17 protein-coding genes are annotated in these 24748 nt (G+C 43.8%); 9 read left to right on the top strand and 8 right to left on the bottom strand.

Annotated elements, in window-relative coordinates; genetic code table 11:
• The first annotated feature begins 386 nt into the window (after positions 1–386).
• Both FKN16_RS00405 and FKN16_RS00400 read left to right on the top strand, forming a co-directional pair.
• Positions 387–1349, top strand: a complete 963-nt coding sequence (locus FKN16_RS00405) for a Hachiman antiphage defense system protein HamA (RefSeq protein ID WP_170901719.1) — start codon at positions 387–389, stop codon at positions 1347–1349.
• A complete protein-coding gene (locus FKN16_RS00400; protein WP_170901718.1) occupies positions 1319–3670 on the top strand; it encodes a helicase-related protein in 2352 nt (783 codons plus the stop codon). The genes FKN16_RS00405 and FKN16_RS00400 overlap by 31 nt, the downstream gene beginning before the upstream one ends.
• Positions 3671–4121: 451 nt before the next feature.
• On the opposite strand, the gene gcvP is transcribed toward FKN16_RS00400, so the two are convergent.
• The 3 genes from gcvP to FKN16_RS00385 all read right to left on the bottom strand — a co-directional run bounded on the left by gcvP (position 4122) and on the right by FKN16_RS00385 (position 8844).
• Positions 4122–6986 (bottom strand): aminomethyl-transferring glycine dehydrogenase, encoded by a 2865-nt coding sequence (gcvP, locus tag FKN16_RS00395; protein ID WP_170901717.1) that lies wholly within the window; start codon positions 6984–6986, stop codon positions 4122–4124.
• A 128-nt stretch (positions 6987–7114) separates the two neighbouring features.
• Positions 7115–7495 (bottom strand): glycine cleavage system protein GcvH, encoded by a 381-nt coding sequence (gene gcvH / locus FKN16_RS00390; protein WP_046876056.1) that lies wholly within the window; start codon positions 7493–7495, stop codon positions 7115–7117.
• Positions 7496–7548: 53 nt separating this feature from the next.
• A complete protein-coding gene (locus FKN16_RS00385; protein ID WP_005395177.1) occupies positions 7549–8844 on the bottom strand; it encodes a serine hydroxymethyltransferase in 1296 nt (431 codons plus the stop codon).
• 377 nt (positions 8845–9221) lie between these two features.
• Between FKN16_RS00385 and FKN16_RS00380 the strand changes: the two genes are divergently transcribed.
• Positions 9222–9845: an XRE family transcriptional regulator gene (locus FKN16_RS00380; protein WP_164665596.1), complete on the top strand. Its 624-nt coding sequence runs from the start codon at positions 9222–9224 to the stop codon at positions 9843–9845.
• A gap of 260 nt (positions 9846–10105) precedes the next feature.
• Complete coding sequence (gene gcvT, locus FKN16_RS00375; protein WP_005395175.1) at positions 10106–11224, top strand: glycine cleavage system aminomethyltransferase GcvT; 1119 nt, start codon at positions 10106–10108, stop codon at positions 11222–11224.
• A gap of 141 nt (positions 11225–11365) precedes the next feature.
• On the opposite strand, the gene vdeR is transcribed toward gcvT, so the two are convergent.
• Positions 11366–12094, bottom strand: a complete 729-nt coding sequence (vdeR, locus tag FKN16_RS00370; RefSeq protein ID WP_006742273.1) for an efflux transporter transcriptional repressor VdeR — start codon at positions 12092–12094, stop codon at positions 11366–11368.
• 161 nt (positions 12095–12255) lie between these two features.
• Between vdeR and FKN16_RS00365 the strand changes: the two genes are divergently transcribed.
• The 4 genes from FKN16_RS00365 to FKN16_RS00350 all read left to right on the top strand — a co-directional run bounded on the left by FKN16_RS00365 (position 12256) and on the right by FKN16_RS00350 (position 18338).
• Positions 12256–13329: an efflux RND transporter periplasmic adaptor subunit gene (locus tag FKN16_RS00365; protein ID WP_104970664.1), complete on the top strand. Its 1074-nt coding sequence runs from the start codon at positions 12256–12258 to the stop codon at positions 13327–13329.
• The gene (locus tag FKN16_RS00360) at positions 13329–14390 is read left to right on the top strand and encodes an efflux RND transporter periplasmic adaptor subunit (protein WP_170901716.1); all 1062 of its coding nucleotides are present in this window, start codon (positions 13329–13331) and stop codon (positions 14388–14390) included. The genes FKN16_RS00365 and FKN16_RS00360 overlap by 1 nt, the downstream gene beginning before the upstream one ends.
• Complete coding sequence (locus FKN16_RS00355; protein ID WP_170901715.1) at positions 14390–17449, top strand: efflux RND transporter permease subunit; 3060 nt, start codon at positions 14390–14392, stop codon at positions 17447–17449. Before FKN16_RS00360 ends, FKN16_RS00355 begins: the two co-directional genes overlap by 1 nt.
• Before the next feature lie 175 nt (positions 17450–17624).
• Positions 17625–18338, top strand: coding sequence for a hypothetical protein (locus tag FKN16_RS00350; RefSeq protein ID WP_104973009.1), 714 nt, complete (start codon positions 17625–17627; stop codon positions 18336–18338).
• An 82-nt stretch (positions 18339–18420) separates the two neighbouring features.
• On the opposite strand, the gene fruA is transcribed toward FKN16_RS00350, so the two are convergent.
• From fruA to fruB, 3 genes are read right to left on the bottom strand one after another with little or no spacing between them, the layout of a single operon-like run.
• Entirely contained in the window at positions 18421–20160 is a 1740-nt protein-coding gene (gene fruA, locus FKN16_RS00345; protein ID WP_170901714.1) for a PTS fructose transporter subunit IIBC, read from the bottom strand.
• An 18-nt stretch (positions 20161–20178) separates the two neighbouring features.
• A complete protein-coding gene (gene pfkB, locus FKN16_RS00340) occupies positions 20179–21150 on the bottom strand; it encodes a 1-phosphofructokinase (RefSeq protein WP_170901713.1) in 972 nt (323 codons plus the stop codon).
• A gap of 9 nt (positions 21151–21159) precedes the next feature.
• Positions 21160–22293 carry a fused PTS fructose transporter subunit IIA/HPr protein gene (gene fruB, locus FKN16_RS00335; protein ID WP_170901712.1) on the bottom strand — a complete coding sequence of 378 codons (1134 nt, stop codon included), beginning with the start codon at positions 22291–22293 and terminating at the stop codon, positions 21160–21162.
• 374 nt (positions 22294–22667) lie between these two features.
• Between fruB and cra the strand changes: the two genes are divergently transcribed.
• Complete coding sequence (gene cra / locus FKN16_RS00330) at positions 22668–23648, top strand: catabolite repressor/activator (RefSeq protein WP_170901711.1); 981 nt, start codon at positions 22668–22670, stop codon at positions 23646–23648.
• A gap of 9 nt (positions 23649–23657) precedes the next feature.
• Here cra and FKN16_RS00325 read toward each other — a convergent pair whose 3' ends face one another.
• Positions 23658–24611 (bottom strand): endonuclease/exonuclease/phosphatase family protein, encoded by a 954-nt coding sequence (locus tag FKN16_RS00325; protein ID WP_170901710.1) that lies wholly within the window; start codon positions 24609–24611, stop codon positions 23658–23660.
• Positions 24612–24748: the final 137 nt, after the last annotated feature.

Genomic DNA, 24748 nt, shown 5'->3' with positions numbered 1-24748 from the left:
CCGCTACTGGAGGACTCGGAATTCAGTCTATAAAGCATACAAGGAGGCTAAGGTTTCCAGTGGAGCTTAATCTGCTATTCAAGGTGTCAAACTAGAAAAACAATTAGTGTCTGAATCTCAGTTAACAGAGCTTACTGAGGGTGGATGCACAGTGATTAGTCAACCTGTTAAGCAAGCAAATCGTATTGCTGCACAACATAGCAAAGGTATTGCTAGGGCTGGAGTTACGATAGCTTTTGACTCAAAGGTTGAAATAGATCAACTTTTCTTCAAATGACATGTTTTGTATTTTATGTATAAATATTAATGTGTTAGTGTTAGTGTTAGTGTTAGTGTTAGTGTTAGTGTTAGTGTTAGTGTTAGTGTTAGTGTTAGTGTTAGTGTTAGTGTTAGTGTTAGATGATGAGGAATGTAGCGCGGTTGCTTTACATATCGAATACAAAAGGATTAACTTGCGAGAATCACTAAAAGGTTTAATTGAAAATACACTTATATACCGATATACGTTACCTAATAAAAAGTTAGATATCGATGGTATGGCGCTGAGTAATATTGAAGATGATTGCTTTAGCTGCGAATGTGAAACCGCATTAGCTGAAATAATTTATAACAGTGTAATTGAATATTCATTTAATCAATTTGATCTAACAGGCAAAGATTATCAAACTATGTATTCTAGAGCATTGCGCTCCAAAATACGTTTCAATCCTGAAGCATCAGACAAGACAAAAATTTCTTATGGTTTTTTTGGTGAAGTCTTACTCTATTGCTTTCTAGCACATTACTACTATGCCGACCCTATTATCGCTAGAGGATATTTCTACAGCCCTGTTGATAAAAAAGAAACTGCTGGATATGACTCTTACCATTTAGTTGATAGTGGTAATAGTATTCACCTTTTTTTTGGTGAAGTTAAATTCAGAGATTCTCTTTCTAGCTGTGTACATAGCGCTATAAAGGGGCTGGATAAAGTAATTTCTGATGATTATTTGTCATCTAATGTTATTAATCTAGAAGATCGTTTAGATCAGTTTAACCTTAAAGGTTCTAAACTTGAGGAAGTCATATTAGCTTGGCAAGATGACCCTGAAATTAATATTCTTAAAGAGCTTGCAAAATATAATATTTCATTGACATATCCAATATTGCTCGTGTATCCAGATAAAAAACCAAATTATGATGATGAAATTAAAAGAGCGGTAAAGTTTATCAACGACAGGTATTCTGCTCAAAAATTCAAGTTATCAATAAATTATGAATTATTTTTTATTTTGCTCCCATTAAGTGAAGTGAAAAAAGTAAAGCAGGATGTAATTTCATGGATAGAATCAAAGAAACCGCTAATTTAATTAAATCGCTCAATCATGTTCGCAGCGGTGACTTACCTGATTATGAGTTTATAAAGCTGGTATGTACTTACTTTGACTCAATCAAATCAGATGAGCTACAGTCAGCAGATTTTCAGTTTCTAAAATTTATTTCTAATGCTTCAGGCATTCCTCACTACTATGATCTACTTGTCGATAAATTTGCAAAAGAAGAAAAGCTTGAAGAAGTCGATTTAAAAACAATGGCATCAATGCTTTATGAAACATCACTTCATATTGATGATAAAACAAAAATTCACAAGTTTCAAAAGCAGATATTGGAACGTTTTCAAAAGTTTGAGCAAAACAGGTATTTCCTTTCGGCAACAACATCCTTTGGTAAAACGTTTTTAATTTACGAAATAATCAAAAAATTAGAGTACCAAAATGTTGCATTAATTTTCCCTACAATAGCTCTTCTATCAGAAAATTATGAGAGGCTATTCACCAATGATAGTTATCGTTTTTTTTATGATGAGTTTAACATCCACACGTTAAGTGATGTTGATGATCTTGATAATGATAGTAAAAATATCTTTATCTATACTCCTGAACGATACTTATCCTTTGTTGATAAATACCCCGACATAAAGATAGATTTTGTTTTTGTTGATGAGATATACAAAATTGATAATGAATATCTAATTGATACATCAAATAAGGAAAATGAGAGAGATACTGCTTACCGGGTTGCGTTACAAAATATTTTGTCAAAAACATCTGATATTTTACTTGTTGGGCCGTATATAGAGTTCCCTGATAAAAATAATAATACGGTTAATCAATCTTTTAATACTTTTCTTAATAGTAATGCTTTTAAGATAATTGACTACAACAATTATGAAATAGTGAATAAAAGCATTGATGTTCTTCATGGTCGAAACAATGAAATTGATAGTCAGTTATCAATCAATCTCTATGGATGGAGTAAAAACATTGGCTTAAAAATTAGCAAGGTTTACCAAGATATTCTTAGCATTAATGAGAATGCCATTGTTTATACCAGAGGTGCAGGTACTGCTGAAGGTTACGTTAAGAAATCTATCCTTGCACATGTTAATAATGATAATAGCAAATCAGATTTACTCGTAAACTTTATTAATCATTTAAAAACGGCATTTTCATTTAATGATTCATGGGTAATTATTGAAGCATTGGAAAACCGAGTTGGCATTCATCATGGCTTAGTTCCTAAATATATCCAAAAAGAAATAATTAATTTTTTTAATAAAGGTGATTTAGATTTATTAGTTTCTACAACAACAATTACTGAAGGTGTAAATACTTCAGCTAAAAACTTAATTGTGACTAACTCCCGTAAGGGGAACAAGCCACTTAAAACATTTGATGCTAAGAATATTGCCGGTAGAGCTGGTCGTTTTTTACATCATTTTAGTGGGAGAGTGATTGTTTTAGATAAAGAATTTAAGGATATTATAGACGGGAATGATGATGAGATTAAACATAAGAATTATGACGCTGAGGTTGAAAAAGACGAAATAGATTATTTTATTACTGATGAAGCGTTCCTAAGTAGAGAAGATATTGAGCGGAAACGAAATATTTTAATGGAGCAACATAAAAGAGCTATTCCAGATGAAATTATGGCTATGTACAAGGTTATTCCCCACAGCCATAAAATAGCGGTTTATGACAATATTATTAGTTCATCGGCGATGCATCACCAGAGAATACGTAAACTTATCAAGGCAATAAACAGTCAAATGTTTCTAGATTTTGAAGGCTTTCAGGTTGTACTTAATTTATTCAGACCTGTTGTGACAAGCGAGAAATTACAGCGATTGATTGATTATAAAGCTACAGTAACCAAAGGTAAAAATGCTGGTAGTCAGTATTCAGTTATAGTGTTTATGCTTAGTTCTTATCTAAAAAGTGGGTTTCATGGCTCTGTTCAATATATTGTGGAAAACAAGACTAAGCAGACTAAAAAAGGTGATCGCCCTTATACTATAGATGAAGCTATTAGAGAATCATCTGATTTCATTTTTAGTACTCTGAAATACCAGCTAGTTAAGTATCTTGGTGTATTCAACCTTATGTATAAATATGCCATTTCATCAAGTAATAATGTTGATATGGAAGAAGTGTCGGGGATAGATCGTCTATTACTCAAGCTTGAATACAATGCAACAACTGAAAAAGGACGACTAGCGAGTGATTATGGAGTTCCTTCTAAGTTACTGGACTATTACGAAGACGGTGAGAATGAGACTGATCTTAAAAATTTTGATCAATTTGAATTGAAAAAATTTAATCAAATCGAAGCAATATTTAACAAGTAGTTTACCGTTTAGTGAAATAGTCGTTTGCTGTCAAATTCAATTGGATGAACTGCTCAGGACTGAAGTCGGAGCGGTTCAGATTGATATTTCGGTGGGTAAATCGTTAGCGGAAGAATGGTAACGTTTCATCTGACATGTGGTAAGGGGTCGTAGGAATATACACCAACGATTAAAAGCCCCTGAATGGGCATATCCCATAGAAATATTTACCCGAAATTCACCTGACAGAGCAGGCGACGTAACGCATTTTTGTCCAAAGATGAGTTTTAATTATGACGCATTAGAGTTTGCTCTGTTTCATCGATGTCTTTCATTTTCAATTCGAGCTAAGAGAAAAAGCGAACCATCCGGTTCGCTTTTCTTTTGTAAAGTTTAAGTCACAAACTTAATTTCAGTCACAGACTTAATTAATCTAGTCACAAACTTTATTGTGATGTGACACTACCAAAAATTAATCTTCGTAGTTATCGATGCTTGGGCACGAGCAGATTAGGTTACGGTCGCCGTATACGTTATCTACGCGGTTTACTGTTGGCCAGTACTTCCAAGACTTGGTCGCTTTAGAAGGGAAGCAGCCAAGCTCTCGAGAGTAAGGACGGTCCCACTCTTCAGCAGAAAGGTCAACTTGCGTGTGTGGCGCATTAACGAGAGGGTTGTTCTCTAGTGGCCATTCACCGTTTTTCACTTTTTCCATTTCTTCGCGGATAGCGATCATCGCATCACAGAAGCGGTCTAGCTCTTCTAGATCCTCCGATTCCGTTGGCTCAACCATTAGCGTGCCCGCCACAGGGAACGACATAGTTGGTGCGTGGAAACCGTAGTCCATTAGACGCTTCGCAATGTCTTCTTCGCTTATGCCTGTTTCTTCTTTCAGTGGACGAATGTCGATAATACATTCGTGCGCTACACGACCATTTTTGCCACGGTAAAGAACAGGGTAGTGTTGGCGAAGTGTTTCCATCACGTAGTTTGCGTTCAGAATTGCTACTTTTGTTGCATCTGTTAGGCCTGCTTCGCCCATCATTGCGATGTAAGCCCAAGAGATAGGTAGGATAGAAGCGCTACCCATATCTGCTGCTGATACTGCAAAATCTTCGCCTTCTACGCCGTCTTCAATATGGCCAGGTAGGAAAGGCGCTAGGTGAGATTTCACACCGATAGGACCCATACCCGGACCGCCACCACCATGTGGGATACAGAAGGTTTTGTGTAGGTTTAGGTGAGAAACATCTGAACCAATAAAGCCTGGTGATGTTAGACCAACCTGCGCGTTCATATTAGCGCCGTCTAGGTAAACCTGACCGCCAGCGGCATGAACCATTTCACACACTTCTTTCACTTTCTCTTCGTAAACGCCGTGCGTAGAAGGGTAAGTGATCATAATGCTTGATAGGTTGTCTTTGTGCTTCTCGATTTTCGCTGCTAGGTCGTCGATGTCGATGTTGCCTTCTTCATCACACTTAACCACGACAACTTTCATTGACACCATAGATGCTGTCGCAGGGTTAGTACCGTGCGCAGAGCTCGGGATCAAACATACATTGCGATGACCTTCGCCACGGCTTTCGTGGTAGCGTTGAATCGCGATAAGACCTGCGTACTCACCCGATGCGCCAGAGTTTGGCTGAAGTGAGAATGCGTCGTAGCCTGTGATCTCACAAAGCTTTTCTTTAAGATCTTTTGCGAGTGCTGCGTAACCAGTTGCTTGTTCTGCTGGCGCGAATGGGTGGATAGAACCAAACTCAGGCCAAGTGATTGGGATCATCTCTGCTGCTGCGTTCAGCTTCATCGTACAGCTGCCTAGTGGGATCATGCCGTGCGTTAGCGAGAAGTCTTTGTTCTCTAGCTGTTTCAGGTAACGCATCATTTGCGTTTCGCTATGGTGCGTATTGAATACAGGGTGAGTCAGGTATTCTGTTGTGCGGCGTAGCGCTTCTGGAATTGCCGCAAACTCGTTGCCTGCGATTTCCGTCGATAGTGCTGCTACGTCTTCTTTTACACCAAAGACTGCAAATAGTGCTTCTACATCAGCGACCGTGGTTGTTTCGTCACAGCTAATACCTAGCTTGCCAGGTAGTAGACGTAGGTTGATGTCTGCTGAAAGTGCTTTTACGTAAAGCTCTTCTGTTTTTGAACCTGTGTTGATGGTGATGGTATCGAAGAAGCTGTTATGAGCAAGTTCAAAGCCGCCTTTGGTTAGGCCTGCGGCGATAATCGCAGTCATATGGTGTGTACGGCGAGCAATAGTGCGTAGACCTTCTGCGCCGTGGTAAACCGCGTAAAAAGACGCCATGTTCGCTAGCAATGCTTGAGCGGTACAGATGTTCGATGTCGCTTTTTCGCGGCGGATATGCTGCTCACGAGTTTGCATTGCCATGCGCAGTGCTTGGTTACCGTTAGTATCGATAGAAACACCGATCACACGTCCTGGCATGGTACGCTTGTGTTTGTCACGCGTTGCCATGAATGCCGCATGTGGACCGCCGTAACCCATAGGAACGCCAAAACGTTGTGCAGAACCGATTGCTACGTCTGCGCCCATTTCACCAGCAGGTTTCAATAGGGTAGAAGCAAGCAGGTCAGTCGCAACAGTGACAAGCGTTTTGTTTGCTTGCGCTTTTGCGATGATGTCCGTTAGGTCACGAACTTCACCTGTTGTGCTTGGGTATTGAACTAGTGCGCCGAACACGTCTTGCTCTGGTAGGGATTCTAGCGAACCAACCAGAACTTCAAAGCCGATGAATTTTGCACGAGTTTTTACTACTTCTAGCGTTTGTGGGTGAACATCGTCAGCCACAAAGAATACGTTGCTCTTGCTCTTACCTGCGCGCTTACACAGAGTCATTGCTTCTGCTGCCGCTGTTGCTTCGTCTAGCAATGAGGCGTTCGCGATTTCCATACCAGTTAGGTCGATGATCATTTGTTGGAAGTTTAAAAGGGCTTCCAAGCGACCTTGAGAAATTTCAGGTTGGTAAGGTGTGTAAGCGGTATACCAGCCAGGGTTTTCTAGCACGTTACGTAGAATGACGTTTGGAGTAAACGTGTTGTAGTAGCCCTGGCCAATGAATGTACGTTTAATTTGGTTTTGTTTAGCAAACTGCTTCATCGTCACTAGCATGTCTGCTTCGCTTTTCGCTTCTGCCAACGTCATTGGTTGCTCTAGGCGAATTTGTGCAGGCACGGTTTCTTCGATGAGGGCGTCAAGGCTTACCGCGTTGATGGCATCCAACATTTTTTGTTGGTCTGATTTGCTTGGTCCGTTGTGGCGTCCAACGAACTCATTTTGTGTGCTGAGGCTTTGAAGTAATTCAGTCATTGTCCTTTACCTACTCCTTGGCTCGGGTAACGGAAATGGTCGTTAGTGACACATTTAATTATACGCCCGAACCTAGAAAAAAAGCTGCTCTCTAAACAGGCTAGGGAACAGCTTTCGTCACATCCTAATTACTCTTCTTCGATAGAGTTTAGGTATTCTTCCGCGTCTTTTAAGTCATCCAACTCAGATGGGTTTGAAAGCTTCACTTTCACAATCCAACCACCTTCGTACGGTTCTTCGTTGATTAGCTCTGGGCTGTCTTCTAGTTCTTCGTTGATTTCTACGATTTCACCGGTAACAGGAGAGTAGATATCTGACGCTGCTTTTACAGACTCAACCAAAGAGAAGCTTTCACCTGCTTCTACTTCGTCTTCTACGTCTGGTAGGTCAACGAATACTACGTCACCCAACATTTCTTGCGCATGCTCAGAAATACCAAGTGTTACTGTGCCGTCACCGTTGTCACGTACCCACTCGTGGCTATCTGTAAACTTCAGTGTTTTGTCCATTGCTTAATCTCCAAATAACTTGTCAGGAATTATTGTGATTTTTAAAAAATCGTTTATTGGTAAAGAGGGAAGCGACTGCAAAGCTCTTTGACTTCTTTGCGAACGCGTTTTTCAACGTCTGCGTCACCTTCTGGGTTGTTCACCAAACCATCCAGTACGTCACCAATCCAATTACCGATGAGTTTGAATTCTTCAGCGCCAAAGCCGCGGCTTGTACCCGCAGGCGTTCCTAAACGGATGCCCGATGTAATCATAGGCTTCTCTGTATCGAATGGGATGCCATTTTTGTTACATGTGATCCCAGCACGTTCTAGAGCTTCTTCTGCTTTGTTGCCTTTCAAGCCCTTAGGGCGAAGGTCAACCAGCATTAGGTGCGTGTCTGTGCCACCAGTTACGATGTCGCAACCGCGAGTTTGCAATACTTCCGCTAGTACTTTTGCGTTATTGATCACCGAATCAATATAAGTTTTAAATTCAGGGCCAAGCGCTTCTCCAAATGCAACCGCTTTTGCTGCGATAACGTGCATCAGTGGGCCGCCTTGTAGGCCAGGGAATACGGCCGAGTTGATTTTCTTAATGATGTCTTCGTGGTTAGTCAGGATCATACCGCCGCGAGGGCCACGCAATGTTTTGTGTGTTGTGGTTGTCACAACATGCGCATGTGGCAATGGGCTAGGGTGTGCACCTGTTGCGATAAGGCCAGCAATGTGCGCCATATCGACCATAAGAATTGCGCCAACTTCGTCAGCGATTTCACGGAACTTAGCAAAATCGATAACGCGTGGAATAGCACTGCCACCCGCGATGATCATCTTTGGTTTGTGCTCTACTGCAAGTGCACGAACGTCGTCGTAGTTGATTTCTAGTGTTTCGCGATCAACGCCGTATTGAACTGCGTTAAACCATTTACCAGAAAGTGCTGGGCGTGCACCGTGTGTTAGGTGGCCACCAGCGTCCAAAGACATGCCAAGAATGGTGTCACCTGGTTGAAGAAGAGCCAGTTTCACCGCACCATTTGCTTGAGCGCCTGAGTGAGGTTGAACGTTTGCGTATTCGCAATTAAAAAGTTTTTTCGCGCGTTCGATAGCAATGGCTTCCACTGTATCTACGTGCTCACAACCACCGTAGTAACGACGACCTGGATAACCTTCAGCGTATTTGTTTGTTAGGCATGTGCCTTGAGCTTGCATTACCGCTTTAGAAACAATGTTCTCAGAAGCGATAAGTTCGATTTGTTCGTTTTGGCGAGCGGATTCCGCCTGAATTCCAGCAAAGACAGCATCATCTGTCGCAGAGAGGTTGGTAGAGAAAAAGTTTTCCAAGCTGTGGTTAGGGTAACTCTTATTCATGGTAGTTGACCTTCCAAATCTTAAAATGAACCCGCAATAGATGAATTATGATTTGCGGTTGTGGTTCATTTGTCCTCAAAACAGCTGAACTGCATAGCAGAACAGAGTGAACATCCGGCCCTAAATGTGGGCAAAAACTCCGTCGGATTGCGTGTTTCCTTTACCAATCTCTTACGGAAATATGCATCTCTACATCTAACAAGTTGGTAACATAGCGCCTGCGGCGGGAACAATCAACCAAAAATTTCCTATAGGAAACAAGATTTCAAAAATTGTTAACAAGAGCACGGTTTAATTCACTTGGTGGACTTTTATCCACTATGTGCTTCATGCACAATGCTAGTAGGATAAAATTAAGGATATCTATAGAGGGATTTATGGCAGAAAGTATTTACGATGAATACCCATCGATGACGTTAGCGAAAGAGCAAAATGAGCAAAATATCGAGCCATTAAAGCTGGGTCAGCGTATCAAGGATATCCGCTCAAAACTTGGTATTACACTAGAAGAAGCCAGTCAGCGAACAGGGCTTGCTCGTTCTACACTGAGTAAAATAGAAAATGAGCAGATTTCTCCGACATTTCAAGCAATGCAAAAATTGGCGCTTGGCTTACAAATTGATATGCCGCAACTCTTTGAGCCACCTAGAAAAAAGGTTGCGACAGGGCGTAGAGATGTTACCAAGAAGAATGAAGGCAAACCACACCCAACGCAAACCTATGAACATGAACTGCTCGCTACTCAACTTTCCAATAAGAAAATGATGCCGTTTAAGAGCCAAATTCGTGCTCGCAGTTTTGATGAATATAAAGACTGGGTTCGTCATGATGGTGAAGAATTTCTGCTTATCTTATCTGGTGAGGTCATGTTCTATTCTGAGTTCTACGAACCTGTCGTTCTAAGCGAGGGCGACAGCGTCTATTACGATGCGAACATGGGACATATGTTGACCAGTGTTAGCGAGGAAGATGCGCACATTTTGTGGGTGACAGCCAAATAGTAATAAATTATTGTAAATTTCCTATAGTGAAAGCAAACGATTGCTGTCGGTGGTCGTTATGATGAAAAGGCGCTTTTTTGATGAGAATACACTCATTAAAGCGCTTTTTTTGTACGATTTGTTGTGATTAAAATGTTAAGAGTCACACTTTTGCAAGTCGATCTACGTCTTGTTCGTGCAAAATAGAATGAGCCGTGTTTATTATTGGAAACACATCGAATGCCGATAGCATTCTCGGGTCTATCTAAATGGAGACGAAAATGACTCAAGAACTACTGAAAACACCACTACACGCACTTCACGTTGAAGTTGGTGCCAAAATGGTCCCGTTCGCGGGTTACGATATGCCTGTTCAGTATCCTCTAGGCGTAAAAAAGGAACACTTACACACTCGTGATGCCGCAGGTCTGTTTGATGTTTCTCATATGGGACAACTTCGCCTACTTGGTGACGGTGCAGCTGCGTTCCTAGAAACATTAGTGCCAGTAGATATTGTGGATCTTGAGTCTGGTAAACAGCGTTATGCGTTCTTCACTAATGAAGAGGGCGGCATCATGGATGACTTGATGGTAGCTAATCTAGGCGATCATCTTTTTGTGGTTGTGAACGCGGCATGCAAAGAACAAGACATTGCACACCTACAAGCGCATTTGCCATCTGGTGTTGAGCTAGACATTATCGAAGACCGTGCTCTGCTTGCGATCCAAGGCCCTAAAGCGGCAGCTGTATTGGCGCGCTTTGCCCCAGAAGTTTCTGACATGCTGTTCATGGATATTCGTAAAGTCGATATTTTAGGCGCCGAATGCATTGTTTCTCGTAGTGGCTACACTGGCGAAGATGGTTACGAGATCTCGGTTCCTGCTGACAAGGCAGAAGAACTCGCACGTAAACTGACCGCGGAAGAGGAAGTTGAATGGATTGGCCTTGGTGCTCGTGATTCACTTCGTCTTGAGTGTGGTCTTTGCCTATACGGTCATGACCTAGACACAACAACTACGCCTGTAGAAGCAAGCTTGTTATGGGGCATCCAAAAGGTTCGTCGTATCGGCGGTGAACGTGAAGGTGGTTTCCCAGGTGCGGATATTATTCTTAAGCAGATCGAGACCAAAGATGTGGCGCGCAAGCGTGTCGGTTTGGTTGGCCAAACTAAAGCACCAGTCCGTGAAGGCGCGGAATTGTTTGATGCTGATGGCGTTAAAATTGGCGTTGTCACCAGCGGCACTGCGGGTCCAAATGCAGGTAAGCCTGTCTCAATGGGTTATGTGCGTGCTGATCTTGCTGCGATTGGTACCGAATTGTTCGCTGAAGTACGCGGAAAAATGCTACCAATGACGGTTGAGAAAATGCCGTTTGTACCGCAACGTTACTACCGCGGTTAGGTTACTCATTATTGTCATTCTTCGCGTATTCGCGTATTCGCGAGGCAAGAAACAAGCAAAAATGCCGAGCTTTCTAGCTCGGCATTTTTATGTATATCGGCTTTATATATACGCTTGGAAGTTATCGTAGTTTCTGCAGCCTTATCCGACCGCTTTGTCTATTGTACAACACATGTCGATAACGATATCTTCAAGTTTTTCCGGATGAATCATGTCTTCTTTTGCAATCCCAAACTGAGACGCCATGATCGTATTGAACAGCTCCCAATGTTTGATCAGCATTTTTTCGCGATTATCAGCGATGTCAGGCCATGTCTCTTGCATCATCGGAGTAAGACTGATTGCACCATGTGCAAAAATCAACATCTGCCACTTTGATTCCCACTGATCAAATTGGGCGTTAGGGTTTTCACTGTTGTACTGCTCAAAAATTCCGGTAAATATCGCAGCAAACTCATCTTTTGACTTTAAGAAATACTGCAGCAGGGCACCATCATCGCCTTGGCGAATAGCATCAGCAATCATCTGTACTGGGTGAGGATTAACGAGCGCAAATGCCAGCATGCGAACCATAAACAGATAAATTTTTCTATTCGAAGGTGTGTTCTCAGGCATCTCATTGATTAACTCAGCCATATAGCACTGCATGAATTCATCCATCGCGTCGCTAACCGCTTGCCAAATCTTCTCTTTGCTGCCGAAGTGGTGACGGATCAAACTATGTGAAACACCAGCCTTTTCACTGATATTGCGCAGTGAGACACGCTCGTAACCAAGTTCACAAAACATATCTGCTGCCACCTTAAGGATCAGACACTTAGTTTGTTCTGCGGCTTCAGCACTTCTACGCCCCTGCTTTCTTTCATTCATAGTTCGAATTTTCCCGAATATTAATCAACGCGCTTACTTTTACCAGAAACCGGACGCTTTGACTAATTAATTTGCTTTCCACCTGGAAAGTATGTTGATCAATTTCAAATTCTGCATATACTGCACGACTGTGTAATATATAAAACCTACGGAGAAAGCGGGTGCGAAAACAATATTTAAAGCGCACTTTAGTTGGTGCTGTGGTGACATTAAGTCTCTCTGGCATGCTAACTGGGTGTAACAAAGCCATTTCCGAGCCGTCTGAACCTTTAATCAAACCTGTAAAATTACTGGCGGTGAAAGATCTAGAAGTTGAAGACTCGCATGCCTTTTTAGCGCGTATTGATGCGACACATCGCGCACAGCTTTCTTTTCAGGTGGGTGGTGAGGTCGATGAATTACTTGTTCGCATGGGCCAAGAGGTAAAAAAAGGTGAAGTGCTTGCAACGTTAGACCCTAAAGATCTTCAGCTTGCGTTAGACGCCTCTCAAGCACAGTTCGCGTTAGCAAAAACGCAATGGGAGCGCGCGAAAAACCTTTATGGAAAAAAGCTGATTAGTACAGATGAGTACGACCAGAAAGAAACTCAATATAAAGCGGCATTGGCAAACTACGAACAAGCCAAAACAGATTTGAGTTATACCAAGATTCACGCGCCTTTTGATGGCATCGTGTCATACACCTATGTCAACCCGTTTCAAGTGGTCGCAGAGAAGCAAGAGATCCTGAATCTTATCGATAACACGACCTTAGATGTGTCGTTCACACTGCCAGTCAGTTATGCGGAATCCGTATCACTTGAGTCACTGCAAAACTCCGATATGTGGGTGACGATGGATAGCGAGCCAGGAAAACGTATCCCTGGAAAATTTAAAGAAATTTCGACTCAGCCAAATGTCGATACCAACAGTTATGAGGCGATCGTAACCATTACTCGACCAGAAGATCGCAATTTGCTAACAGGTATGACAGGGCAGGTACACATAGCTAAACAACATCTATCGGACGCGATGACGTTGCCTCAATCCGCTTGGGTAAACAAAAAAGAGACGCAAGGCGAAGTGTGGGTAATGGACAGAAACACACAGCAAGTTAATAAAGTCACAGTGTCTCTTGATGCCGCTGGAGGTGTGAAAGCAGGGCTTGATAACAATGATTACGTTGTTGTTGCTGGCGTTGAGCGACTGGTCGAAGGACAAGTCGTGAAAGCTTGGGTTCGTGAGGGAGGCATTTAATGAAACGATCTCTATTTACGATCTCTGCAATTGCGCTTGCAGTTTTAACGGGTTGCAAAAATGAAAACCAAGCTGTCGTCGAGCAGCCGCTTTTTGTATCGACTATCTCTGTGGATGCGCCGGTACAAAGCCAATATCGAGCTTTTAAAGGAATAGTTGTACCAGCAGAGCAAACACCTATGGCATTTCGTCGCGCGGGAGAAATTCAACACGTGTTGGTGAAAGCGGGCGACGTTGTTAAGCAAGGCCAAATGATCGCAAAGCTGGATGACAGCAAAGAAAAGCAAGCCGTAAATGACGCAGAAGCGCAATATACACTGGCGATTCGTCAGCTCAAACGCGGCGAAGACCTACACGCTCGTCAGATGATCTCAAAAGCCGAGCTTGATGAGCTAACGGCTAATAAAGAGTTGGCAGAGGCTAATTTCTATAACGCCACCAATCAATTGAACTACACCCGTTTATTCGCCCCGTTTGCCGGTAAAGTGTCTGACGTTTTCAAAGAGCGTTTTGAACGTGTGGCAGTTGGGGAGCCGGTTTTGAACCTATACCAAAACGATTTGGTGTACGTGCGTATTGAGCTTTCCGACAATGTTCTCGCTATGGTGGACCCAAATTCAGACAACATGAGCTACAAACCTAGAGCAACTTTCTCCGGCATTAATGACACATTTGCTTTGGACTATTTAGAGCACACAAGTGAGCCTAATTCCGAAACTCAAACTTACGAAATGTATTTGACGATGCCACAGCCAAAAGCAGAGATTCTACCGGGAACCAGCGTCAGTGTTCTGGTCGATATGGTGAAAGCGGGGATTACCTCCATCGATGGTTACAGTATTCCAGTAACGGCGCTTCAAGCGGGCAGCGAAGAGAATGAGTTCTTTGTATGGAAAAAGGAGGGTGACGTTGTCACTCAGATGCCTGTGATGATTTCTCAAGTAAATGGCAACGGAGCCATTGTGTCGTCGGGAGTTAAGGAAGGCGACGTTCTGATTAATTCAAACCTACGTAAATTACGTGAAGGGAAACATGTGGATGTTGTGGAGAAGAAACAATAATGAACATTGCTGAGTACTCAATAAAAAATAAAGTCATCAGCTGGTTGTTCATTATTATCCTTGCTGTTGGTGGTCTAACGTCGTTTTTGGAGCTTGGGCGACTAGAAGACCCGGCATTTACGATTAAAGATGCCATGATCATTTCAACATACCCTGGCGCGACGTCGAAAGAGGTTGAAGAAGAGCTGACGTATCCTTTAGAAAAAGAGATTCGAAAGCTTCCTTATATAGACAAAATTACCTCTACGTCTTCTGATGGTATGTCTCAAATCACGGTCAGTATGGAAATGGACTATGGTCCTGATGAACTGCCGCAAATTTGGGATGAAATGCGCCGTAAAATTAATGACTTGCGACCAACTTTGCCTCAGGGCGTACAATCTTTGCAGATCATTGATGATTTCGGTGACGTTTATGGCGTGATGCTGATGCTCACTGGCGATGACTACGATTATGTCGAGCTAAAACGCTATGCTGATTACCTGACTCGTGAAATCGAGCTGGTTGATGGCGTAGGAAAGGTGGATATCACGGGCGATCAGCAAGAAATGCTATTCGTTGAGATCTCACTTGATCGCCTTGCCGCGCTGAACTTAGACATGAATGTGGTTGCGAGCTTGTTGAACCAACAAAATAATGTGGTTTCAGCAGGGGAAGTGATGGTCAATGGCGAAAGCCTTGTCATTCGTCCAAGTGGTACCTTAAACACCGTAGAAGCGCTAGAAAACTTGATCATTCATGGTCGTGACACTGGGAACCTAATTCGTCTAAAAGACGTAGCAACGATTTCTCGTGGTATCCAAGAGAAGCCAAGCAACGTCGTACTCTTTAACGGTCAAAAAGCGATTAATATCGGTATCTCGTTTGCGTCAGGTGTGAACGTGGTTGAGGTTGGCGAACGTTTGGATGCGGAGCTTGCGAGCCTTGAGTCTATCAAGCCTGCTGGCATCGATATGAACTACTTTTACAACCAAGCCAATGAAGTGGATGAGTCCGTTAAAGCGTTTGTGATTAGCCTAGCAGAGGCTGTGGCGATCGTTATCATCGTTCTGCTGTTTACGATGGGCTTACGCAGTGGTGTCATCATTGGCGTCGTGCTGTTATTAACGGTGTTCGGTACCTTCATCTTGATGAACTACAACAATATCGAGCTACACCGTATTTCTCTTGGCGCGTTAATTATTGCTCTGGGCATGCTGGTTGATAACGCGATTGTTGTCGTGGAAGGCATATTGGTTGGCCTAAAGAAAGGGCGTACCAAAGTTCAAGCGGCCGTCGATATTGTAAAGCAAACACAATGGCCTTTGCTTGGCGCAACCATCATTGCGATTACGGCTTTTGCACCTATCGGTTTGTCGCAAGATGCAACGGGTGAGTTCATGGGCTCTCTATTCTGGGTGCTGTGTTTCTCACTATTTTTGAGCTGGATTACCGCTATTACGCTGACGCCATTCCTCGCAGATCTATTGTTGAAAGAAGAGGACAAGGGCCAAGATACTAACGAAGAAGATCCCTACAAAGGTTGGCTGTTTGTTGTATTTGGCGCATCGCTGAAATTCGCACTGCGATTCCGTTGGCTAACGGTTGCTGGCATGGTCGCGCTATTAGTGGGTGCTGTCGTGGCATTTGGTATTGTAAAACAGCAGTTCTTCCCACCATCGAACACGCCGATGTTTTACGTTGATATGTGGATGCCAGAAGGTACGGACATCCGCGAAACGATCAAAAAAGCTGAAGAGGTCGAAAGCTACATTCGTCAGCAAGATGATATTGACTTTGTTTCTGCTTCAATTGGGCAGGGTTTGCAGCGTTTCGCTCTGACTTACCAGCCAGAGAAAAGCTACGAAGCGTACGCCCAGTTCCAAGTTCGCGCCACTGATCGTGAGAGCATGTTCGGTTTGTTGCACAAGTTAGATGTTAACCTTGCGAAGACGTTTGATGCACCGACATTTCAATTTAAATTGATGGAATTTGGCCCTTCACCTGCGTCTAAGATCGAAGCGCGTATTGCTGGTCCCGATCCACAAGTTTTACGTGATTTAGCGGTGCAAGTTGAAGACATCCTTCATACCGACCCTGGTGCCCGAAACATTCGTCACGATTGGCGAGAGCGTACTAAGGAGCTTGTGCCTGTTTTCAATGAGTCTAAAGCTCGCCGCTTAGGCATTTCGAAAGAAGATCTTTCAAGCACACTACAAATGGCGTTTGGTGGTAGCACGTTGGGTTACTTACGCGATGGTACACACACTTTGCCAATTATGACGCGCCTTCCTGAAGAAGAGCGCGTGGACTTTGAATCACTACAAAACGTGACCATTTGGAGCCCATCACTGCAAACGTATATTCCGGTCGACCAAGTGATTGATGGCGTTAAATTGGACTGGAGCGAGCCGCTAATTCAGCGTCGTGACCGCAAGCGCACGTTAACTGTACTCGCTGACCACGATGTGTTGAGCAACGACACGGCGGCAAGCTTGTTTGCACGTGTGCAGCCTAAAGTGATGGCACTGCATATTCCAGAAGGTTACGAAATCACATGGGGTGGTGAGTATGAATCATCGACAGATGCGCAAGAAGGTCTATTTGGTTCGTTGCCGATGGGTTACTTGTTAATGTTCATCATTACTATTTTGCTGTTTAACTCGATTAAAAAGCCGTTGGTCATTTGGTTCACCGTGCCGTTGGCGATCATTGGTGTTGCCTTTGGTTTGCTCACCACGAATATGCCGTTCAGCTTTACAGCATTCCTTGGTTTGCTGAGCCTAAGTGGGATGATTTTGAAAAACGGTATTGTGTTGCTTGATCAAATTAACCTTGAGTTGGAGTCAGGGAAAGAGCCTTACCTCGCGATTGTCGATAGTGCGATCAGTCGTGTTCGTCCGGTAAGTATGGCTGCTCTGACGACCATCTTGGGGATGATTCCACTCGTCTTCGATGCCTTCTTTGGATCGATGGCAATAACGATTATGGCAGGTCTTGGTTTTGCTACAGTACTGACACTGATTGTAGTGCCAGTGATGTTTGCGATTCTGTTTAGGGTAAAACCGACCACTGCATAGGGACTCCTGGCTATTTGCCAGCTTCCTGCCTAGCCCTGAAGGTTTTCTTCAGGGCTTTTTTGATCTTACTAATGTACACCAACCCATTCATTTACTTGATTCTAATGATTTTCTTACGAATGCAATGCAAATCATGCGTATACTGATGGAACGATACATCAAAGAGCGAGATAACATGAACAAGCGCGTATTACACGGACTCTTCTTCGTCGGTTCTTTCACCTTGGTCGGCTGTACTACGACAGACAGTATGACTACAGAAGAGGCTAAGCAAGCCGTTCCTAAAATCAACAGCGTTAGCACTGAAGTCATCTCCAACTGGATTGATAACAAGGTTTTAGCGCCTGAAGGGCTTTCACTCGAACAAGACAATCTACGTTATATATCGGGTAGCGCCGACTTAAACAGCGATGGCAATGCAGAACACATTGTATTGCTACAAGACCGTTATTTCTGTGGCAGCGGTGGTTGTGCAGCTTATATGTTTGATAATGAGGGGAACGTTATCAATCGAATGTCTGTCACTCGCACGCCTATTGTACTTGCCGATAGTTACAGCAATGGCTGGCAAGATTTCATCGTTTGGAGTAATGGCTCATATCGACTCATGAGTTACAACGGTGACTCTTACCCGAGTAACCCCTCTTTGGAGCCAAAGGTGGATCGTGACTCAAACCAGCAGGCGGCAATTGCGAATGTAATGGCGACAGAGCTTTATCAGCAAGATGGCTATGACATTATGCCCGCTGATTCGAAAGCTTTGTGGACGCCAGCCAATGTATACCACTTCACCTTTAAACATTACGGTGATCCGCATAGTACTTATAAAGCGACGGTGGATATGAACAGTGGGGAAGTAGACATTGTTGCCGTTCCGGCTGAGGAATAAAAAACACCTCCCTTAACCGTAATTAAAGGGAGGTGCTGAATGCCAAATTCGAGGGTGGCATTGTTAAGCGGAGTAATTCTGTTTATGCCGCGACTTCTTGTTTGGCTTCTGCTTTGCTTTTTAAGAAAGCGTAAGTAAAGCCAGTTACTGCTGTACCAGCTGCGATAGCCACTAAGTACATTAACACTGGTGAAATGGCGTTAGGGATTAACAGTACGAACAGACCGCCGTGTGGTGCCATTAATTTTGCACCGAACAGCATAGATAGGGCACCAGTAAGCGCGCCACCTGCCATACAAGATGGAATCACACGCATTGGATCTTTGGCGGCAAATGGAATTGCGCCTTCAGAGATGAAACACAGGCCCAATACAAAAGATGCTTTACCTGCCTCACGTTCATTTTGCTCAAATTTGTTCTTCGCAATGAAGGTCGCTAAACCCATACCTAGCGCAGGAACCATACCTGCTGCCATGATTGCTGCCATTGGCGCGTAAGTTTGCGAAGCCAATAGACCGACGCCAAATGCGTAAGCGGCTTTGTTTACTGGGCCACCTAGGTCGAAACACATCATCGCACCAAGAATAATACCTAGCAGAACTGCACTGTCAGATCCCATGTTGTTTAGGAAGTCAGTCAGGCCGTTCATGATGCCTGAAACTGGGCCACCTACGATGTAGATCATCACAAGGCCAGTGAACAGTGTTGCCACAAATGGAATGATCAGAATTGGTTTAAGCGCTTCCATCGATTGTGGGAGTTTTACTTTGTCCGCAAGGAGCTTCGCCGCGTAACCGGCAATGAAGCCAGCTGCGATACCTCCTAGGAAACCAGCACCCGTTGAACTTGCTAGCATACCGCCAACAAGACCAGGAGCCAGACCCGGACGGTCAGCAATCGAGAACGCGATGTAACCCGCAAGCACAGGAATCATCAATGCGAATGCAGAGCCACCACCAATGTTCATCAAGGCTGCTGCTAGCGTGCCTTCTTCTTTAAATGCTTCAATACCGAACACGAAAGATAGAGCGATGATCAAACCACCAGCGACAACCACAGGCAGCATGTGCGATACCCCTGTCATCAAGTGTTTGTAAGCGCCTTTCTTCTCATCCGCTGCCGAAGCAGAATTTGCAGAACCTGAGTGTTGGTAAATCGTGGTTTGCTCGAATGCTTTATCCATCTCTTCGGCTGTTTTCTTCAGAGCTGGGCCTGTTTTCGTGCGGTACATCTTTTTGCCGTTGAAGCGATCAAGTGGCACTTCGATATCTGCAGCAATGATCACTAGATCAGCGTCTGCGATGTCTTGATCTGTCAGTTGGTTTTTCGTACCAACTGAACCACGAGTTTCCACCTTGATTTGATGGCCACGGCGTTTGCCTTCTTCTTCTAGCGCTTCTGCTGCCATAAAGGTATGCGCAACGCCAGTAGGACAAGCGGTGATTGCGACAATTTTCTTCGCTGCTGATGTTGCTTCAGCAGTGCTAGGGGCTGCAAGTGTGGTTGCTTTTTCAAGTAAAGTGGCGTTTTCAACCGCTTGCTGGAGAAACGTAGTTGCGTCTTTTGCTACTTCGCTGATTTCCGCTTGGTAAACCTTTTTCCCTACGAAACGAGAAGTATCCACGCTAGTATTTGCCGCAATGATAATGACTTCTGCTTTTTCAACGTCAGCTTCCGTCAGCAGTGTAGGTTCAACCACACTTGATTGACATTCGATTTTTGCATTCCAGGTTAATTTTGCGGCTGCTTGTTCTAGTAACCCTGCCGCAAGGATGCTATTTGCAACACCGCTCGGACAGGCAGTAATAATGGCAATATTCATACGATAACCTTCTGTTCCTTAGTTTTGTTCTAAGTTTGTAATAGGGTAAAGCTCGCTAACTTCAGTTTGCTGCTTGATGTTCTCCAGTTCTTCCTGACTGGTTAGCCCTACGCCGACTTGACTAACTGCCAAGGCAGAAAGTGCTGTAGCGAAGCGCAATAAATCGTTTTTCGGCATCAGTTGCATGTGGCCCCAACACAAGCCAGCAACTAGCGTATCGCCTGCGCCAACGGTGCTTACCACATTCATTCGAGGGGGTTGTGCACGAAGCCATTTGCCTTGGTTTAGCCACATCACACCGTCAGCGCCCATCGACACAACAATGTTCTCGATGCCTTTGTCACTCAGTGTTTGCGCGGCGGCTTGGCATTGTTCTGGTGTTTCTAGGTGTTCGCCAACAAAATCACCAAGTTCTTCATCATTAGGCTTAATCAACCATGGGTGAGCCTCAATACCTGATTTCAATGCGGTTTTACTGCTGTCGAACAACACCTTTTTGCCTTGTTGATGTAGTGCTTTTATCCACGCAGCACATTGTTCGGCGGTTACGCCTCCAGGTAAGCTACCTGCAAGCACAAAGTAATCGTGAGTCTTTGCGAGACGGAATAGCGTCTCCTCAAAGCGAGCAATTTCGTCAGCCGTTACTTGAACACCAGGGAAGTTAATGTCACTAACGTTGCCATTAGCCTCAACGAGCTTGACGTTGATACGAGTGGCACCTTGTACTTCTACAAACTCATTCTTGACGCCGATGTCATTGAAAAGCTGATGAAATAGCTCTGGGTTATCTTTACCGAGAAAGCCGGTAACCGTGACATCTGCGCCTAAATCGCTCAAAACTTTTGCTACGTTGACACCTTTACCTGCAGCATGGAGATTGCTTTGCTGCACTAGGCTCACGGAACCAACGTTTAGCTCATTTACTGAACCTGTTAAATCCAATGCCGGGTTGAGCGTAATAGTGACAACTTTACTTGTTTTGTTCGTCATATCGGCTCCTTAACCTTCACCAAGGCCAGAAGCGATAGCATTCCCGATAGACTCCAAGGCTTGCGGTGCATCAGGGCCTTCCGCAGTAAATTGAAGTTGATGACCGTGCTTAACGCCAAGCGCAATGACTTTCATTAGGCTCTTCGCGTTTACTGTTTTGCCATCACCGTCTAGGTTGGCAACGCGAATGGTGGATTCAAATTTTTTCGCTTCCGCCACTAACATTGCACCCGGACGAGCATGTAAACCATGAGAGTTTTTGATTTTAAATACAGCGGTATTGCCTTCTTCTGAAGATGCGGCTGTGACTTCTTCACCTTTAAACAAAGCAAGAATCTGTTCTACTGATGCATCTAAAAGCTTGCCGTGCTCATTGTTAAACACAATATGAGAAAGCGTTTTTAGGATAGGCTGGTGAGCATTGTTACATGCCGCAAACGCGACAAGTGCACGCACTTTTTGACCTTCATATTCGCAGTCGTTTGCCGTCGAGACAAATGACACGCCTGTGCGAGTTACATGTTTGTCACTGCCAATTAACCAAAGGCCATTACCTAAGTGAGTTGGTGTTTTGGTAACGAGATCTGCGACGAACTCGTTATCAGCACAGCCCGTGTTTTTCAAAAGACCACCAGCAACAGCACTCATTTGTAGCATATCGCTCGCAGGGAACATAAGTTGAATTAAAGAAGCGTCAAAGTCTGCTTCAAGCTGAACATCACCGTGGAGCAGGGCAATAATCTCGTCTTCATTTTTTGCATTACGTAGGCGTTCTTCTACGCCGTCAGCGCCTAGCACTTTCGTTAGCTGTTTAAGAATGCCAAGGTGCTCATCAGATTTAGCTGCAATGCCGATAGCGACGAATACCGTGTTACCATCACCCCAGTCGACACCTTGTGGAAAGTGGTGCACAGCAACACCCGTTGTTTTCACCATTGAGCGAGTGTCAGTCGTGCCGTGCGGGATGGCAATACCGTTCCCCAAAAACGTAGAGTTTTGGTTTTCACGGTTTAGCATGCCTTCCACATAACCTTGTTCAACAAAGCCTTTGTCTGTCAGGCTTTGCGCAATATTCTTGATTGCTGCAAACTTATCTGTCGCTGATTGCGAGAGGGTAATGTCGTTCTTATTTAGCTTAAGCATGGTGCTTCTCCAGCCTTAAGGTATCAATTTAAAAATGTATTCTGTGTGAGAAGTTGAACGCTGCTTCTGCTGAGCGCTTATCACTCCTCAAACCATTCTATTTTTCAAGCTAAATCGATTCAGCTTATTGGTAAATTTTTTAAAAGACTCAGAAAAACTATTTTAAAAACTGACGTTAACAAATGAGTCTTTGGCGCTGTCCTATAGCCTAGCCTACAAATTGGTTTGTTGTGTATTCAGGTGATTTACGTCAATTTTTAAGTTTTGCTGAATCCTTTCAGCTTTTATACTGAATCGGTTCAGCTTATAATTCAACTTATCGAAAGATCGCTGATGTATTAATATGATCGCGCGCACAGAATAAGGTTTAGAATATGACACTGGATGAAATAGCCAAATTAGCAGGCGTTTCTAAGACAACTGCAAGCTATGTGATTAACGGAAAAGCGCAGAAATACCGCATCAGCGAGAAGACTCAGAAGAAAGTGATGGCCGTTGTAGAAGAATACAATTATAAGCCAGATCATGCGGCGTCTTCTTTGCGAGCAGGTAATTCACGCTCATTTGGGCTTATCATCCCAGACTTAGAAAACACCAGTTATGCGCGTCTTGCAAAACTGATTGAACAAAACTCGCGTAAAGCAGGGTACCAAATTTTAATTGGCTGCTCTGATGATGATCCTGATACAGAGCAAAAGGTGGCGGAAGCGTTAGTCAGTCGTCGCATTGATGCGTTGTTTTTGGCAAGTGGTATGCCCACTGCAAACGAGTATTATCTTAAGTTGCAAAATTCTGGTACGCCAGTTATCGCGCTAGACCGCCCAATGGATGATGAGCACTTTTGTTGTGTCATCAGCGAAGATTTTGACGCCGCACTTGAACTCACTCAGTCAGTACTGTCCGAGGATATAAAGTCCATTGGCTTAATCGGCGCATTGCAAGATCTTCAAGTTTCAAAAGAGCGTGAGCTCGGTTTTCGATCCGCTTCTCAACAAGGTGGCAAAACGGCAACAGTGGGTTATGGGCAGCACTTCTCCCGAGAAGAAGGTAAGAAAGTCTTAGAGAGATGGCTAGCAGAGAACGAGCTGCCAGATGCCATTGTCACAACGTCATACACACTGTTAGAAGGTGTGTTGGATGTGATGCTCGAAAAGCCAGAACTCATGAGCAAAGTTCGCCTAGCGACGTTTGGTGATAATCGACTGCTGGACTTCTTGCCAGTGAAAATCAACTCTTTACCTCAACAATTTGAGTTGATCGCGGACAGCGCAATGGAGTTAGCGCTCAACGCTTCCGCCAAACGTTATAAACCGGGTGTTGAGTTGATTCCACGTAAAATTGTTAAACGTCACTAAACAGGTTACTCAAAGCTTTACTTCAGCCGTCAGCGCCACAAATGCGTGGTCGCTGGCGTTTTTATCTCTGTCATAAATCGGGTTGATCAGATGTTGGTTAGACACCTGATAATCAACAACCTCGGCAACCGATATATCTGATAAGGTGTCAAACTCTTGAGAGAGCAAGATATAGTCGAGCACATTCCCAGTGGAAAAATGATAATGCGTAGCGGGGCGTTCATCCTTCAGAGCGTCACTTTGTAATGACCATCCATCTTTGAGTTGCAACTCAGTGACGCTGTCACCAGTATTGGCTACCAATGCGCTATTAACACTGGTTGGAGTGATAGGTTGATTCATATCACCCATTAACACCGTTGGCATTGGCTCCTTTCTATACCTTTTTTGCATCGCGTCTCTTAACATCGCAGCTTCCCAACCTCTTTGCTGGGTGGATAACCAGCGCCCAATAATCGTGCTAGACGTTTCTGGTTGTTCTGAGTCGGCTGGGCGTTGAGATTTTAAGTGCGTTACGTAAACGGCGATATGGCCGAGTACAGGATGTATCACTTGCGCATAGATAGGTTTGCGACTGAACTCTGGAGCAACATTCACTCCAAAAGGCTCAAGCGTTGCTAAGTCAAATTCTACCGCTTGTACTTTTTCGATTGGAAATCGAGATGCGATTGCCACAACAGGGCTTGAGTAAATGTACTCATCCTCTACATGTGGGGTGTCAACGGTCGCAAAGTAGGGGTAGCCGAAGGTTGAAAAGAATGCGCGAGTTTGCTCAATACTGAACACCTCTTGTAAGCCAATCACGTCAGCTTCGAGTTTTTCAATTTGGCGTTGCGTCCAAGCAAGTTTGTCTTGCCATTGCTCTAACGAGTAGATGTTTTCGAAATCATAGTAGGCATCAGGAGGTGCGACAAAATTAAACAAGTTAGCCGTGACAAAGGTAATTCTGCTTGGTTGAGACAAAGTATTCGCTCTTTTCAACAATAACTTGAAGAGTATATACCTTCAGACTGCGTAATTGCAGCTTCGTTTGAGCCAAGCCTCGATATACAAGCTAACGAGCAGCAAGTTAAATGGGTTAAGAGGTGCTCAAATGCCAA

Origin of the sequence: Vibrio sp. 11-4(1) (assembly GCF_013048625.1) — a bacterium.
GTDB classification, from domain to species: domain Bacteria; phylum Pseudomonadota; class Gammaproteobacteria; order Enterobacterales; family Vibrionaceae; genus Vibrio; species Vibrio diabolicus.
The sequence above is the reverse complement of the archived record's forward strand: the minus strand, read 5'-3'. Positions and strand labels throughout refer to the sequence as shown.